Below are 14,957 nucleotides of genomic sequence, written 5' to 3' on the forward strand. Positions count from 1 at the left end.
CCAGCTCGGCCTGCGCGGTTACATGCCTCATCCCTGAGGTGTGCCCGTCAATGGGCTAACGCGCTGCGTTGTGCAAAAACGCCTCGGCGTTTTTGTCCCTGCCGGAGAATGCTTTGCTCTTCGGTCCATGTCCCCCGCTTGCAAGCTTCTCTGCGACCCCTGGTCAGGAGAAACCGTCGCCCTTGAGGTAAATGTGATCTCCGGCACGCTAATCGCTTAGTGCGTATGATTATGATGTTGTGCAGTGAAAATAGGAGCATGCTATGCTCACCGTGCTGTCTCTGTGCTGGCGCTACGTGCGCGCCTTCGTCATCATCGATCTCTGCCTCTATGTGGGCAACACCCTCTCCTTCTGCTGCCTATTACCATTCCCGGCAGCATTCTCGGCATGCTGACGCTGTTCGCCCTGCTGGCTTTGCAAATTCTGCCGGTCGTCCACTGGGTTAAACCGGGTTGCCACCTCTTTATTCGCTATATGGCGCTGCTGTTCGAGCCCATCAGCGTCGGCGTGATGAAGAACTACACTGACGTGCTGAGCGCGCAGTTCGGCCCGATTGTCACCTCCATCCTCTCGTCAGCACCTTCCTGGTGCTCTCCATTGTCGGCTGGAGCGCCCATAAGCGGCATACCCGTAGCCCGAAGGAGGGTTCCCGTGAGTGACATCTGGTGGTCGCTGCCGCTGCCGCTCTACGAACAGATGCATCAAATCCGTGCGCGCTGGAAATCGCTGATCGGCGTCTGCCTTATCGGCAGCCTGACCGCGATGCTCTCCGGCACCGCGATTGCGCTGTGGATGGGGGCGACGCCGGAAATCGCCGCCACCATTCTGCCGAAATCGGTGACCACGCCTATCGTCATGGCGGTCTCCGACTCGTTGCACGGTATTCCCGCCATCAGCGCCATCTGCGTGCTGATCGCCAGCGTGCTGGGAGAGGGTGTTCGGCCATATGGTGCTTAGGGGATCAAACACCGCGCGGCGGAAGTGGACTATCAGGAGGGCGCTTTCAGCTCGCTGGTGCTGGTGCTGGTGCTGTGCGGCATTATCACCTCGCTGCTAGCGCCCTTTCTTTTCCCGGTGCTGCTGCACGTGCTGGGGGAAAACTTTGCGAGAGATCTTGCTAAGTTGAAACACGGCAAAATTGTTGCATTGTCAGGGCGATACAGATCACATGTAATCCTTCGGGCGGCAATCGGCAGCCTGATTTCAATGAGGCTACCGTGCATCCACGTTTTCTCTCCGCCTTCGGCGCACTGCCTGACTCTCTTAAAGCCGCTTTTCATCCCGTGCTGGACGACGCGCAGTTTCAGGCGGTGCTGACGCCGGAGCAGGTCGCATCACTGATGCAGCAAACGCAGCTGGACGCGGATAAGCTTGCCCTTGCGCTGCTGCCACTGGCGGCGGCCTGCGCGGTGGCGCCGGTGTCGCGCTTCAACGTCGGCGCGGTGGCGCGCGGCGTCAGCGGCCACTGGTATTTCGGCGCCAACATGGAGTTCTTCGGCGTGGCGTTGCAGCAAACGGTGCACGCCGAACAGAGCGCCATCGCACACGCCTGGCTGCGCGGCGAACGCCGCCTCGAGGCGGTGACCGTCAACTACACGCCGTGCGGCCACTGCCGTCAGTTCATGAACGAGCTTAACAGCGGCACCGATCTGCGCATCAGCCTGCCCGGCCGCCGCGTCAGCACGCTGGCCGACTATCTGCCGGACGCCTTCGGCCCGCGCGATCTCAACATCGAGACGCTGCTGCTGGACCAGGTGGATCACGGCTATCAGGCGCAGGGCGACGCGCTGGCGCAGGCGGCCATCGCTGCCGCCAATGAAAGCCATGCGCCCTACAGCGGTGCGCACAGCGGCATAGCGCTGCGTACCGCCTCAGGCGCGCTGGTCACCGGCCGCTACGCCGAGAACGCCGCCTTTAACCCCAGCCTGCCGCCGCTGCAGGCGGCGGTGTCCTGCTCAATATGCAGGGCGAAGCCTGTGAAAACATCGAGGCGGCGGCGCTGGCCGAGGTGGAAAACGCCGCGCTGGCGCAGTTTGCCGCGACCGAAGCGACGCTGGCCGCGCTGGGCTGCCATCAGCAGACGCGCGTCACGCTGCGCAAAGACTGAAGCCCGCCATGCTTTTCAACACTTACGATATCTTTTATTTACAAAAGCTGTACATCGGCGAGAAATTTCATAGGATCGGGCGCCAGCAACACAAAAAGAAAACGACTAGCGTCTGTGCTTTGCCAGACAACACCGCAACCGGAGCATCAATTAATGGAACATGAGTACGAAAGTAAGCGTCCGCTGTATATTCCCTATGCTGGCCCGATCCTGCTGGAATTTCCCCTGCTGAACAAAGGCAGTGCCTTCTCGCTGGAAGAGCGCAACGAATTTAACCTCAACGGCCTCCTGCCCGAAGCGGTTGAGAGCATTGAAGAGCAGGCAGAGCGCGCCTGGCGCCAGTTCCAGGACTTCAAAAACAATAACGACAAGCATGTCTACCTGCGCAACATTCAGGACACCAACGAAACCCTATTTTATCGTCTGCTCGACAACCATCTCGAAGAGATGGTGCCGATTATCTATACCCCGACCGTGGGTGCCGCCTGTGAGCACTTCTCCGAGATCTACCGTCGCGCGCGCGGCGTCTTTATATCCTATCCCAATCGCGACCGCATTGAGGATATGCTGCAGAACGCCACCAAGCAGAACGTGAAGGTGATTGTTGTGACCGACGGCGAGCGTATCCTCGGCCTTGGCGACCTGGGCATCGGCGGTATGGGCATTCCCATCGGCAAGCTGTCGCTCTACACCGCCTGCGGCGGCATTTCGCCCGCCTATACGCTGCCGGTGGTGCTGGATGCCGGCACCAACAACCAGCAGCTGCTCAACGATCCACTCTATATGGGCTGGCGTCATCCGCGCATCACCGGCGAAGAGTATGACGCTTTCGTCAACGACTTTATCCAGGCGGTAAAACGCCGCTGGCCGAACGTGCTGCTGCAGTTCGAAGACTTCGCGCAGAAAAACGCCATGCCGCTGCTGCAGCGCTATCGCGACGAAATTTGCTGCTTTAACGACGATATCCAGGGCACCGCCGCGGTCACCGTCGGCACCCTGATCGCCGCAAGCCGCGCCGCCGGCAGCCGCCTGTGCGAGCAGAAAGTGGTGTTCCTCGGTGCAGGCTCCGCTGGTTGCGGCATCGCCGAGCAGATTATCGCGCAGATGAAGTCGGAAGGATTAAGTGACGACGAGGCGCGCGCCCGCGTGCTGATGGTGGATCGCTTTGGCCTGCTGACCGACAAACTGCCGAACCTGCTCGACTTCCAGAGCAAGCTGGTTCAGAAGAGCGAAAATTTGAAGGAGTGGGACGTCGCCAGCGACTCCATCTCGCTGCTCGACGTGGTGCACAACGCGCGTCCGGATATCCTTATCGGCGTCTCTGGCCAGCCAGGGCTGTTCACCGAAGAGATCATTCGCGAAATGCACAAGTACTGCCCGCGTCCGATTATAATGCCGCTCTCTAACCCAACCTCGCGCGTTGAGGCGACGCCGGCGGATATTATCGCTTGGACGGACGGCGCGGCGCTGGTAGCGACCGGCAGCCCCTTCTCACCGGTGAGCTGGAAGGGCAAAACCTACCCGATCGCGCAGTGCAACAACGCCTATATCTTCCCCGGCATCGGCCTTGGCGTCATCGCCTCTGGCGCCACCTGCGTCACCGACTCGATGCTGATGACCGCCAGCCGCGCGCTGGCCGACTGTTCGCCGCTGGTGAATGAGGGTAAAGGTCCGGTGCTGCCAGAAATCAAAGATATTCAGGGCGTGTCGAAGGTGATCGCGATTGAAGTGGGCAAAGCCGCGCAGCTGGCAGGCGTGGCAGTCGTCACCTCGGAAGACGTACTGTCGCAGGCGGTGGCCAATAACTTCTGGCTGCCGCAGTATCGCCACTATCGTCGTACCTCTATCTGATTTTGCGTCGCCAGGCCGCCTCAGACCCGGCCATTGCGCAAGTTGTCGCCAGCCAACCGGCGGCAACTTGCGTCAGCGCAGCTCCTCAAGTAGCCTTGACCCACCGATTTTCTCCCTGACGTCGAGCGCACTCGCGTATGTTAAAACGCGTTCTTTCTGGTCTCCTGATCCTCATTTTACTGGTAGTGGCGACCGCGATCGGCCTGGATCGCTGGATCAGCTGGAAAACCGCCCCCTATATCTATAAAGATATCGCCTCGCTGCCGCATCGTCAGGTGGGTGTGGTGCTGGGCACCGCCAAATATTACCGCACCGGCGTTTACAATCAGTATTACCTCTATCGTATTCAGGGCGCGCTGAACGCCTATAACAGCGGCAAGGTCAACTATCTGCTGCTGAGCGGCGACAACGCTATGAGCAGCTATAACGAACCCATGACCATGCGCCGCGATCTGGTTAAGGCCGGCGTCGATCCGCAGGATATCGTGCTGGACTACGCCGGCTTCCGTACGCTCGACTCCATCGTGCGCACCCGCAAGGTGTTCGACACCAACAATTTTATTATTATCACGCAGCGCTTCCACTGCGAACGTGCCCTGTTTATCGCCCTGCATATGGGGATTCAGTCACAGTGCTTTGCGGTGCCCTCGCCGAAAAATATGCTCAGCGTGCGTTTCCGCGAGGTGGGCGCTCGCCTCGGCGCGCTCTCCGACCTCTACGTCATGAAGCGTGAGCCGCGCTTCCTCGGCCCGCTGGTGCCAATCCCCGCCGTGCATGAAGTGCCAGAAGGGACGCAAAGCTATCCGGCAGTCACTCGAGAGCAGCTGCTGGAGAGCGAACAGAAGGCGCACCCATAACCTGCCCGACCCGCTGTCACTTTGGACAGCGCCGCAGCGCAGTCAACATCCGCAGCCCTGAAGCATGGCTAATGTCGGTGCAGCAGGCTCAGCAGGCATCGTCTTAAAAATTTCCAGACAACGCAAAAGCCCGACAAGCGAGTGACTGAGGCCATGGAGCAAAGCGTCCCGTGACAAAGACAAAAACGCTCCTAGCGTTTTTGAGCAACGCAGCGCGTTGGCCCGTTTACGGGCGCACCTCAGGGATGAGGTGCATATCCGCGCGGGCCGAGCGAGCATGGATGCGATAAGCGCCTTTGCGGAGCGGCCCCTGTCATTCGCGCCTGCGCCAGACCAACAGACTACTCACCTGCCCAAACCTCCAGACCACACCCTACCCCTCCGCCCAAAAACAAAAAAAGCGACCCGAAGGTCGCTTCTCACCTGCAACAGCCTTACTTCTTACGCAAATACTTCAGCGAATCCAGCGCCACCGCAAAGATAATAATGCCGCCCTTAATAATGTACTGCCAGTAAGGGTTCACGCCGATATAGGTCAGACCGTAGTTGATCACCGTAAAGATAATCACACCGGTCACCACGCCCGCTACCGTACCCACGCCGCCGGCAAAGGAGACGCCGCCCACCACGCACGCCGCGATGGCGTCCAGCTCATACATAAAGCCGAGGTTGTTGGTGGCGCTACCGATACGGCCCGCTTCCAGCATCCCGCCGAAGGCGTAGAACATGCCTGACAGCACATAGACCAGAATCAGGTTAAACGGCACGTTCACGCCTGACACCTTGGCCGCTTCCGGGTTGCCGCCGATAGCAAAAATATTCTTGCCGAAGCGGGTCTTGTTCCACAGGATCCAGACGAACACGATGGCGATAATGGCATAGAAGGTAATATAAGATAGCTTAAAGTCGCCAAAGCGGAAAAAACCCTGCGCAAACTTTGAAAAGCCGGTGTCGAAGCCAGCAATCGGCGAGGCGCCCACATAGTCGTAATAGAGCGAGTTAATACCGTAAACGATAATCATGGTGCCAAGCGTGGTGATAAACGGCGTTACCTTGAGGTAGGCGATAATCACGCCGTTCAGCAGACCAATCAGGCCGCCAATCACGCAGACCACCAGGATCACCACCGGAATCGGCACGGTATCTAGCGCCGGGAACACCTTATTGGCGTTCTCCATCGACTGCAACAGCGTCGCCGCCACTACCGCCGCAAGGCCCACCTGACGACCCGCTGACAGGTCGGTACCCTGCGTCACAATTAGCCCCGCCACGCCCAGTGCGATAATAATGCGCACCGACGACTGAGTCAGAATATTACTCAGGTTCATCAGACTTAAAAACGTCGGATCCTGGAAAATAATAATGGCCAGCAAAACCAGCAGAACGACATAAATGCCGCCCTCTTTCAGCCAGGTTAGCGCATTCTTTTTAGTAGTCGCTTGCATGTTAACAGCCCTTGCTTCATTAAAGGTGTAATGACGCTAAACGTAATATTTCGTTCTGCGTTGTTGTCTTGGTATCTACAATGCCCGCTACCTGACCATTACTCATTACCAGAATACGATCGGTAATACCCAACAGCTCCGGCATTTCGGAAGAGATAATAATGATGCCCTTCTCTTTCTTCGCCAGTTCGGCAATCAGCTGGTAAATTTCAAATTTGGCACCAACGTCAATACCGCGCGTCGGCTCATCGAGCATCAATATTTCCGGCTGTGTTAACAGCCAGCGCCCGATAATCACCTTTTGCTGGTTGCCACCCGAAAGTGAACCGATTTGCGTATGGTGGCCTGGCGTTTTCACGCGCATCGCGTCGATAACCCACTGGGTATCGCTCTTCATGCGCTTATTATCCAACAGCCCCATCGTATTTTTATATTTCTTGATATTGGAAATAAGCGAGTTAAATCTGATATCGAGAAAGGCGTAAATGCCGGTCGAGCGACGCTCTTCCGTGACTAGCGCAAAACCGTGATTAATCGCTTCGTTGGCGCTGTGGTTGTTGATGGCTTTGCCGTGCAGCTTAATGGTGCCGCCGACCTTTTCGCGGATGCCAAACAGGATTTCCACGATATCGGTACGCTTGGCGCCCACCAGACCGGCAATCCCCAGAATCTCCCCTTTGTGCAGATCGAACGAGACGTCGCGAATCGACGGCTGGCGCAGCGAGGTTAAATTACGCACCTCAAGGATCACTTCGCCCGGGAAGTTGGTTTTGTCCGGGAAACGCTGGTTCAGCGAACGGCCGACCATCATGGCGATGATCTTGTCCATATCAAGCCCTTCCAGCGGCTGGGTGGCGATCCACTGGCCATCGCGCAGAATGGTGATCTCGTCGCACAGCTGGAAAATCTCCTCCATCTTGTGCGAGATATAGACGACACCGCAGCCGCGATCTTTCAGCTTACGAATAATGGTAAAAAGATGGTTAACCTCTTTTTCCGTCAGCGAAGAGGTGGGCTCATCCATAATCACGATTTTCGCATCGTAGGAAAACGCCTTGGCAATTTCAATCATCTGCATCTGCGAGACGGACAAATTCGCCACTTTGTCGCGCGGATCGATATCAATATCCAGCTCTTCAAATATTGCTTTGGTATCGCGATACATTTTATCTTGATCGACAAATGGGCCTTTTTTCGGGTAACGACCCAGCCACATATTGTCCATTACGGTGCCTTGCAGAACCAGGTTCAGTTCCTGATGCACCATAGAAACGCCATTTTCCAGCGCCTCTTTGGAACTTTTAAAATTAATTTCCTCACCCAAAAACAGGATGCTCCCCGTATCTTTGTTATAAATACCAAACAGGCATTTTAATAAAGTGGATTTGCCGGCGCCGTTTTCACCCATCAGTGCATGGACGGAGTGAGGCCGCACTTTTAAATTCACATTATTTAAGGCTTTTACCCCTGGAAATGATTTTGACATATTCGTCATTTCCAGCAGATATTCACGCTGCGCGGTCGGATTATCACTGGCCATAATTTACCTGGCTAAAAAAGCGTTGGTCACGTAAAACAGGGCGCGGCTCGGCCGCGCCCGGACAGGTTACTTCTGGAACAGGGACAGGTTCTCTTTGTCGACCGCAACGTAAGGAACGCGGACGATCTTGTCGGTGATCTTGAAGCTGGTGCCTTCGGTCGCGGCTTTGCCATCTGCCAGGTTTTTCGCAATATCCAGCGTCGCTTTCGCTTGGTTTTCCGCATCGTTCAGCACCGTGCCTGCCAGCGCGCCCGATTTCACCAGCGCCAGCGCTTCCGGCAGCGCATCGACGCCGAACACCGGAATCGAGGTCTTGTTGTGCGCCTTCAGCGCTTCAACCGCGCCCATTGCCATGGCGTCGTTATTGGCGACCACCACTTCGATTTTGTTGGCGTTCGGGCCGGAGAGCCACGCGTCCATTTTGTCTTTAGCCTGCGCGGTATCCCACATCGCGGTATCCATCGCCAGCTGCTTCGTTTGCAGACCGTCCTGATTCAGGGTATCGATCACATATTTGGTGCGCGCTTCGGCATCCGGATGGCCCGGCTCGCCCTTCAGCAGCACGAACTGAACCTGACCATCTTTGTTGAGATCCCAGTTCGGCGAGGCTTTCCAGTGCTTCTCGATCAGCTTGCCCTGGATAATGCCAGACTCTTTGGAGTCGGTGCCCACGTAGTAGGCTTTGTCATAGCTGGACAGCACTTTCGCGTTTGGCTCTTTGTTGAAGAACACCACTGGCACGTTGTTGCCGCGCGCTTTGTCGATCACTACTGTGGCCGCTGCCGGATCCACCAGGTTAATCGCCAGCGCCTTAACGCCTTTCGCCATCAGCACGTCGATCTGGTCGTTCTGCTTGGACTGGTCGTTCTGCGAGTCATTCATCAGCAGCTGAATGCCGCCCAGGCTTTTGGCTTCTTTCTCAATATCCTTGCGCACCATCGACATAAAGTTGTCGTCATATTTATAGATGGTCACGCCGATACGCGTGTCCGCTGCGTGTGCGGTTGCGCCGAACATCATGCTGGCAACCAAGGCGGTAAGCGTGAAAACCTTCTTATTCATGGTATCTCCGGTTTTTTGCAGGTGTAGTACATCGCTCAGACGCACCAGGCGCAAATGAGCTATCGGTAAAATAAGATTCGGCGAATCAATCAAGGCGGGTGTCTCACGCTACGCCGCTGCTGAACCGCCGTCCGAAAAAACTGACTTCCTTGTGCGACAACGTATCCTGAAGATGTTGTGAACCATTTCAAGCAGTGGCTGAAACGGCGCCTGCCGGGAGGTGGGCGGCGTTACATAATGTTTCAGTCCGGTAAGAAGCTGCCATCATAGTGGGAGCAATGTTAATTAACTGTGAATGTAATCACAGATTGAAAACGGTTACATAGCGCCATCGCCTGAATTAGTGACCGACGCCACACTTTGCCGCTGCGCCACGGAATGGCGACGCACCAGCGTCGGCATAAAGATATGCTGCGCGCTGGCGTCCAGCTGGCCGGCGGCGCCGAGCAGTGCCAGCTCTGTTGCCAGTTTTGCCATAGAAACAATGGGACAGCGCACATTGGTCAGCTGAGGATCGGTGTAGCGAGAAATAGGAATGTCATCGAAGCCGATGACTGAGAAATGCTGCGGCACCTGAATGCCGTTGTCTTTCAGCGCGGTGAGCGCGCCCGCAGCCATGCTGTCGTTATAGGCGAAAATCGCGCTGAGGTGGACGTTGCGCCCCAGCGGCTCCACCATCATCGCCTCGCCGCCTTGCATATCGGGTTCGGCGCTGACAATCCAGCTCTCCTGCGGCCAGATGCCCTGCTCCGCCAGCCGTCGCGTCGCGGCTGCACATCCTCGATGTCATGGCTGGAGCAGAGATAGCCGATGCGCCCGTGCCCCATGCTGCTGCATGCGGGTCGCCATCAGCGCGCCCGCCACGTTATCCAGGCTGACGCAGCGATGGGCGAAACCAGGCACAATGCAGTTGACCGGGCACCTGCTGCATAAAACTGGCCAGCTCCTTGTCTGAAAGCGTTTTCGCGTGCACTACCAGCGCGCTACAGCGCTGGCGGATCAGCACCTCAATCGCGTGGCGCTCTTTCTCCTCCGGATGCCAGGAGTTACTGATCAACACATGTTTATGCATGCGCTGCGCCATGGTATCGACCGCTTTGACCTGCGCACCCAAAAGGGCTCGGAGACACTCATCCCCACCGCGCCGATGGTGTCGCTGACCTGCGTCGCCAGCGCCTGCGCGTTGGCGTTGGGCCGGTAACCCAGCGACTCGACGGCCTGCAATACGGCGTCGCGCGTGTCGGCAGCCACGGCGCTGCTGCTATTCAGCATGCGGGAGAGGGTCGCCACCGACCCTCCTGCCAGACGGGCAACATCACGAATCGTTATCATGCAGCAGTTCCACTGAGGAAAAAAAGCATCACTTCAGGAAGTAACCCGCCGCTATTCTGTCAGGCGCGGCTGATTGGCAGCGTGAATTGCGTCACACTGATGAAAGCGATTACATACAATTATGTAACCTTTGTGATGAATATCATTGTCCGGAGGCGGGACGATGCGGCGGCTTGCCTGCTGCGTCAGGCGGCGCCACAGCCCACTCCAGCGGTCCCTGAGAAAAGAAGCGCAGCCAGAGCAGTGAAAAGAGGATGTTAACCAGCCAGACGGCCGGCACAAATGCCAGCAGCTGCAGGCGATCGTAGTGCATGAAAAGCTGAAAGCGGTAAAACAGCGTGGTGCAGATCAGGGTCTGTAATACATAGTTGGTCAGCGCCATGCGCCCGACGCACTGGATGGCATAGCTGAAGCGCCAGCGCGCCAGCTGCAGCCACCATGCGAGAATCAGCGTGGCGTAGCCTAGGCTGATAAAGGGACTGGAGAGGTCGCGCGGCACCTGTAGAAAAAAGGCGCTCCAGCGAGACGACCAGTGCAGCGCCCACTGCGCCCAGCACGCCGGCGAGCGAAATGGCATAGCCCACCGACAGCAGCGTCAGGGCACAGCGGCGATAGTGGCGCGCGCTGAACTCGCCGATCAGCCAGCCGCTGCGCAGCAGCGCCGCGCCCATCATCATCAGGCCGGCCAGCTGCCAGCCATACTGCGAGGCGAGCACCATCAGGCTGGAAGAGAGATGGTCGAGACGGTTATGCACCGCCTCCCAGCCGCCCGCCAGCTTCCAGAAGCGTTCATACTGCAGATCGGCCTCGCCGGGGATCCACGAGCTGTTCGGCGCGGGATCGGAGATCAAACCGAATATCAGCAGCACGCCGCAGCCCATCAGATAGAGCAGCGTGCCGGTATGCAGCAGATTGCGCGTCGAAGGGGCGTCGCGCAGCATGCGCCAGACGATCAGGCCGACAATGGCTTAATCCAGTAGGATATCCCCTTCCCACATAGCCACGGCGTGAAACAGACCGAGAAGCGCCAGCAGCGTCAGGCGCGAAGAGAGCCAGCGGCCGCCGCGCGGCCGCTGCAGTTGCAGGCCCGCGCCGAACAGCAGGGCAAAAGAGCGTCAGGAATTTCAGCTGCGCCAGGGTGTCGAGCACCGCCCAGGTCCAGATGTCAGCGGCGCGCGGCGCGCCGTGCCAGGCGGGATTGAGATAGGCGGCAAAAGGCAGGGCGAAGCCCACGATGTTAAGCAACAGAATGCCGAGAATGGTGCAGCCGCGAATGAAATCCAGCTCAAGATAACGTTGCATAGCGATCCCTGTTGCCGTCTATAACCGCCGTCAGCGAACCCCGCCGACGACGCGGGAACCAGGCGTCCCGCGTCAAAACGTCGGGAGCCGGACTGAATCACGCCGCGCGCGGGAAGCGCGGGCGCGCCTCAGGATAAAGCGCGGCCCCGTCGGCGGCGATGCCGTTACCAAGCGGCCAACGCTTGAGTTATCTCGCCCGCGCGCTCGGCCGCCGGAGCAGCTTTATACGTGTCGCACCGCGCGCAAAAATTCCTGGCGGGTATTCTGGCTCGATTTGAACAAGCCGCCCAGCGAAGTAGTGGTGGTGGCGCTGGTCGCGTCTTTCACGCCGCGCGCCTTGACGCAGTAGTGCACAGCGTCGATAGAGACCGCGACGTTGTTAGTGCCGAGCAGCGTTTGCAGCGCCACCAGCACCTGCTGAGCCAGACGCTCCTGCACCTGCGGGCGCTGGGCGAAAAACTGCACGATGCGGTTAATTTTCGACAGGCCGATCACCTTCTCTTTTGGGATATAGGCTACGGTGGCTTTACCGTCGATAATCACGAAGTGGTGTTCGCAGGTGCTGGTCAGCGTGATATTGCGCACTGTGACCATCTCATCCACTTTCATCTTGTTTTCGATGACGGTGATTTTCGGGAAGTTGGCGTAGTCCAGACCGGAGAACGCTTCATCCACATACATTTTGGCGATGCGATGCGGCGTATCCATCAGGCTGTCATCCTCAAGATCCAGATTCAGCAACTGCATGACTTTGGTCATATGGCCGGCGATCAGGCGCTTACGGGTTTCATCATCCATCTCGCGTGTAGGCGCGCGCAGCGGGGTTTCCAGACCGCGCGCCAGCAGCGCTTCATGAACCAGGATAGCTTCCTGACTAAGGGTGCTCATTACTCTTCTCCGACAGGTGTAACGCCAGCTGTAAAGGTCGGCGGGTTCAATTCTGAGCGCGTATTGTGAAGCTTTCCGGTTGGGTAATCCAGCAATCAGTCTGATTGGTGATGAAAGCTTTTCATGATGCGCGGCGCCAGACCAGCAGGCCGTCCGCCGCCAGGCCCAGCGCGGCGATCCACAGCGCAGGTTCCAGCCGGTGCAGCAGCGCGGTAGAGATCGATGAGAGCATCGGCCCCGCCAGCTGCACCACGAGAAGAAAGCCGCCGCCCACCAGCAGCGCGCCGATCAGCAGGCCGGCGAAGCCTGGCAGCCACACCGCCGCCAGCACGCCCAGCGCCTGCGCCCAGAGCGCCAGCCGCCGGTTGCTGCGCCCGAAGCCGCGCGTCAGGATACCAAGGGCGATGCCGATGATCGCCGCGCCGCCGAAAATCGGCCAGACGAACTGGGCGAAGGCGGCCGCCGCGATCTGCGACAGAAAGGCGCTGAGCGCCACGCGTAAAGCCATTGCACCACTCCTGCGGTTTAACTATCGCTTGCTTTTATAGCATGCAGCCTTATTAAACTCACGAAAAATGAATAATTCTTACCAAGTTGTTTACGAGAAGAGAATACATGGATCCTGTGGACGAAACCGGTTCGCTGGCGCGGCGCGCCGCGGAACAACTCCATCGCGTCCCGTCCAACCTCACTACCTCACTACGCGGCTGCGCTAGCTGGAAGAGGAGATTGGCGTCGACCTGTTTATTCGTGAGAAGCAGCGCATTCGCCTGTCGCCGATGGGCCATAACTTTCTCAACTACACGCAGCGTATACTGACGCTGAGCGACGAGGCGCTGAGCATGGCGTGTGCGGGCGATCCGGCCGGCAATTTCGCGCTCGGCTCGATAGAGAGCACCGCCGCGATGCGCCTGCCCGGGCTGCTGGCCGCCTACCACCAGCGCTACCCGCAGGTGGCGCTGTCGCTGATCACCGGCACCTCCGGCGAGATTATCGACAAGGTACGCGAGGGAACGCTGGTCGACGGCCCGGCGCCTTGGGACAAGCTCAACGGCTGCATCGCCTTTCGCGGGCCGCTGATCCTGATCACTAGCCTCGATCACGTGCCGATCCACAGCGCTCGCGACACCCAGAACGACACCCTGTTCGCCTTCCGCAACAGCTGCTCCTACCGGGTGAAGCTGGAGGCCTGGTACTGGTACCGCGACAGCAGCACGGCTGCCGCACAGCGTCATGGAGATTCAGTCCTACCACGCCATGATGACGTGCGTGGCGGGCGTGGCGATGATCCCGGAATCGGTGCTGAAGCAGATGCCGGAGCGCGCCCGCGTACAGGCGCATACACTGCCGCCCGCCTATCGCGACGCCGCGACTTGGCTGATGTGGCGCCGCGACGCCTTTACGCCCAACGTCGAAGCCCTGAAATATTTAATCATCGATATGTTTGACGACCGCCAGCAGGATGACTGGCTGCTGCATCCGCTGCAGGCCGCAAACTAAATCCTTTTTTCGCGCTTTGCAGCTGCCGGGCATCGTGCAGGATTACCTCGACGGCAAGTTCGCGCTGAATGACTTCATCACCCACACCGTGCCGCTAGAAGAGAGCAACGACGCGTTCGATCTGATGCATGAAGGGAAGTCAATCCGTTCCGTAGTGCATTTCAACAAGTAACCGGGAGGCGATATGGCATCCACGCTGGAACTGCTGGAAGAGCACCGGATGTTTGGTGGCTGGCAGCAACGCTGGCGTCATACGTCGGCCGTGCTGAACTGCCCGATGACCTTCAGCATTTTTCTGCCGAATCCAAAAGGCGATCCGCCGCCGCCGGTGTGGTTCCTGGCGGGTTTAACCTGCAGCGATGAGAACTTCAGCACCAAGGCCGGGGCGCAGCGCGTTGCGGCGGAGCTGGGTCTGGTGTTGATTATGCCGGACACCAGCCCGCGCGGCGAGGCGGTGGCTAATGACGATACCTACGATCTCGGCCAGGGCGCAGGGTTCTATCTCAACGCCACCCAGGCGCCCTGGTCGGCGCACTTCCGCATGTTCGACTACCTGAGCGAGGAGCTGCCAGCGTTAATCGCCGACAACTTCAGCGTCAGCGAACGGCAGTCGATCATGGGCCACTCGATGGGCGGCCACGGCGCGCTGATGCTGGCGCTGCGCCTCGGCAACCGCTTTGCCTCCGCGTCATCGTTCGCGCCTATCGTCAATCCCAGCAAGGTGCCCTGGGGGCAGAAAGCGTTCAGCACCTATCTGGGCGAAGATCGCGCCGCCTGGCGCGACTATGACAGCTGCACGCTGATTCGCGAGGTGCAGACGCGCCTGCCGATGCTGATTGACCAGGGTGACAGAGATCAGTTCCTGGCGGATCAGCTGCAGCCGGAGCGACTGGACAGAGTGGCGAAAGAGATAGGATTCCCGCTGACGCTGCGCGTGCAGACGGGCTACGACCACAGCTACGACTTCAATCGCCTCCTTTGTTGAGGATCATCTGCGCTTCCATGCGCAGCATCTGCTGGTGTAGACAGTTCAGGGCCGCAATGCGGCCCACAGACGGCTCTCAACTTAAGG

General features: G+C 58.4%; 9 protein-coding genes and 8 pseudogenes. 8 read left to right on the top strand and 9 right to left on the bottom strand.

Annotation, left to right across the window (positions count from 1 at the left end):
• The first annotated feature begins 263 nt into the window (after positions 1–263).
• The 5 genes and pseudogenes from EIO60_RS03690 to sanA all read left to right on the top strand — a co-directional run bounded on the left by EIO60_RS03690 (position 264) and on the right by sanA (position 4,816).
• Positions 264–660: pseudogene (locus EIO60_RS03690) on the top strand (CidA/LrgA family protein).
• Positions 661–670: 10 nt separating this feature from the next.
• Positions 671–1,096 (top strand): annotated as a pseudogene (locus EIO60_RS03695) (LrgB family protein); the annotation flags it as partial.
• A gap of 122 nt (positions 1,097–1,218) precedes the next feature.
• A pseudogene (cdd, locus tag EIO60_RS03700) lies at positions 1,219–2,108 on the top strand (cytidine deaminase).
• A gap of 153 nt (positions 2,109–2,261) precedes the next feature.
• Positions 2,262–3,959 (top strand): NAD-dependent malic enzyme, encoded by a 1,698-nt coding sequence (locus EIO60_RS03705; RefSeq protein ID WP_258575925.1) that lies wholly within the window; start codon positions 2,262–2,264, stop codon positions 3,957–3,959.
• A 137-nt stretch (positions 3,960–4,096) separates the two neighbouring features.
• Positions 4,097–4,816, top strand: coding sequence for an outer membrane permeability protein SanA (sanA, locus tag EIO60_RS03710; protein WP_258575926.1), 720 nt, complete (start codon positions 4,097–4,099; stop codon positions 4,814–4,816).
• A 434-nt stretch (positions 4,817–5,250) separates the two neighbouring features.
• Here the strand turns inward: sanA and mglC are convergent, their stop codons facing one another.
• The 9 genes and pseudogenes from mglC to EIO60_RS03755 all read right to left on the bottom strand — a co-directional run.
• The gene (gene mglC / locus EIO60_RS03715) at positions 5,251–6,261 is read right to left on the bottom strand and encodes a galactose/methyl galactoside ABC transporter permease MglC (protein ID WP_258575927.1); all 1,011 of its coding nucleotides are present in this window, start codon (positions 6,259–6,261) and stop codon (positions 5,251–5,253) included.
• 19 nt (positions 6,262–6,280) lie between these two features.
• Positions 6,281–7,801, bottom strand: a complete 1,521-nt coding sequence (gene mglA / locus EIO60_RS03720; protein WP_258575928.1) for a galactose/methyl galactoside ABC transporter ATP-binding protein MglA — start codon at positions 7,799–7,801, stop codon at positions 6,281–6,283.
• A gap of 66 nt (positions 7,802–7,867) precedes the next feature.
• Positions 7,868–8,863, bottom strand: coding sequence for a galactose/glucose ABC transporter substrate-binding protein MglB (gene mglB, locus EIO60_RS03725; protein ID WP_258575929.1), 996 nt, complete (start codon positions 8,861–8,863; stop codon positions 7,868–7,870).
• Positions 8,864–9,181: 318 nt separating this feature from the next.
• Positions 9,182–9,619: a substrate-binding domain-containing protein gene (locus EIO60_RS03730; protein WP_374058121.1), complete on the bottom strand. Its 438-nt coding sequence runs from the start codon at positions 9,617–9,619 to the stop codon at positions 9,182–9,184.
• Between the two features lie 109 nt (positions 9,620–9,728).
• Entirely contained in the window at positions 9,729–9,923 is a 195-nt protein-coding gene (locus tag EIO60_RS03735; RefSeq protein WP_258575930.1) for a hypothetical protein, read from the bottom strand.
• Positions 9,917–10,195 (bottom strand): LacI family DNA-binding transcriptional regulator, encoded by a 279-nt coding sequence (locus tag EIO60_RS03740; RefSeq protein WP_258575931.1) that lies wholly within the window; start codon positions 10,193–10,195, stop codon positions 9,917–9,919. The genes EIO60_RS03735 and EIO60_RS03740 overlap by 7 nt, the downstream gene beginning before the upstream one ends.
• 183 nt (positions 10,196–10,378) lie before the next feature.
• Positions 10,379–11,497, bottom strand: a pseudogene (gene yeiB / locus EIO60_RS03745) (DUF418 domain-containing protein YeiB); the annotation flags it as partial.
• 222 nt (positions 11,498–11,719) lie between these two features.
• Positions 11,720–12,385 carry a GTP cyclohydrolase I FolE gene (folE, locus tag EIO60_RS03750; protein ID WP_258575932.1) on the bottom strand — a complete coding sequence of 222 codons (666 nt, stop codon included), beginning with the start codon at positions 12,383–12,385 and terminating at the stop codon, positions 11,720–11,722.
• Positions 12,386–12,506: 121 nt separating this feature from the next.
• A pseudogene (locus EIO60_RS03755) lies at positions 12,507–12,872 on the bottom strand (YbfB/YjiJ family MFS transporter); the annotation flags it as partial.
• A gap of 128 nt (positions 12,873–13,000) precedes the next feature.
• On the opposite strand from EIO60_RS03755, the pseudogene EIO60_RS03760 reads away from it, so the two are divergent.
• The 3 pseudogenes from EIO60_RS03760 (at position 13,001) to fghA (ending at position 14,910) form a co-directional block, all read left to right on the top strand.
• Positions 13,001–13,885 (top strand): annotated as a pseudogene (locus EIO60_RS03760) (LysR substrate-binding domain-containing protein).
• A gap of 19 nt (positions 13,886–13,904) precedes the next feature.
• Positions 13,905–14,057: pseudogene (locus EIO60_RS03765) on the top strand (S-(hydroxymethyl)glutathione dehydrogenase); the annotation flags it as partial.
• 12 nt (positions 14,058–14,069) lie between these two features.
• Positions 14,070–14,910, top strand: a pseudogene (gene fghA, locus EIO60_RS03770) (S-formylglutathione hydrolase).
• The last annotated feature ends 47 nt before the right edge of the window (positions 14,911–14,957 follow it).

The sequence above is a fragment of the Candidatus Pantoea persica genome (genome assembly GCF_013753875.1).
Taxonomy (GTDB): Bacteria; Pseudomonadota; Gammaproteobacteria; order Enterobacterales; family Enterobacteriaceae; genus Pantoea; species Pantoea persica.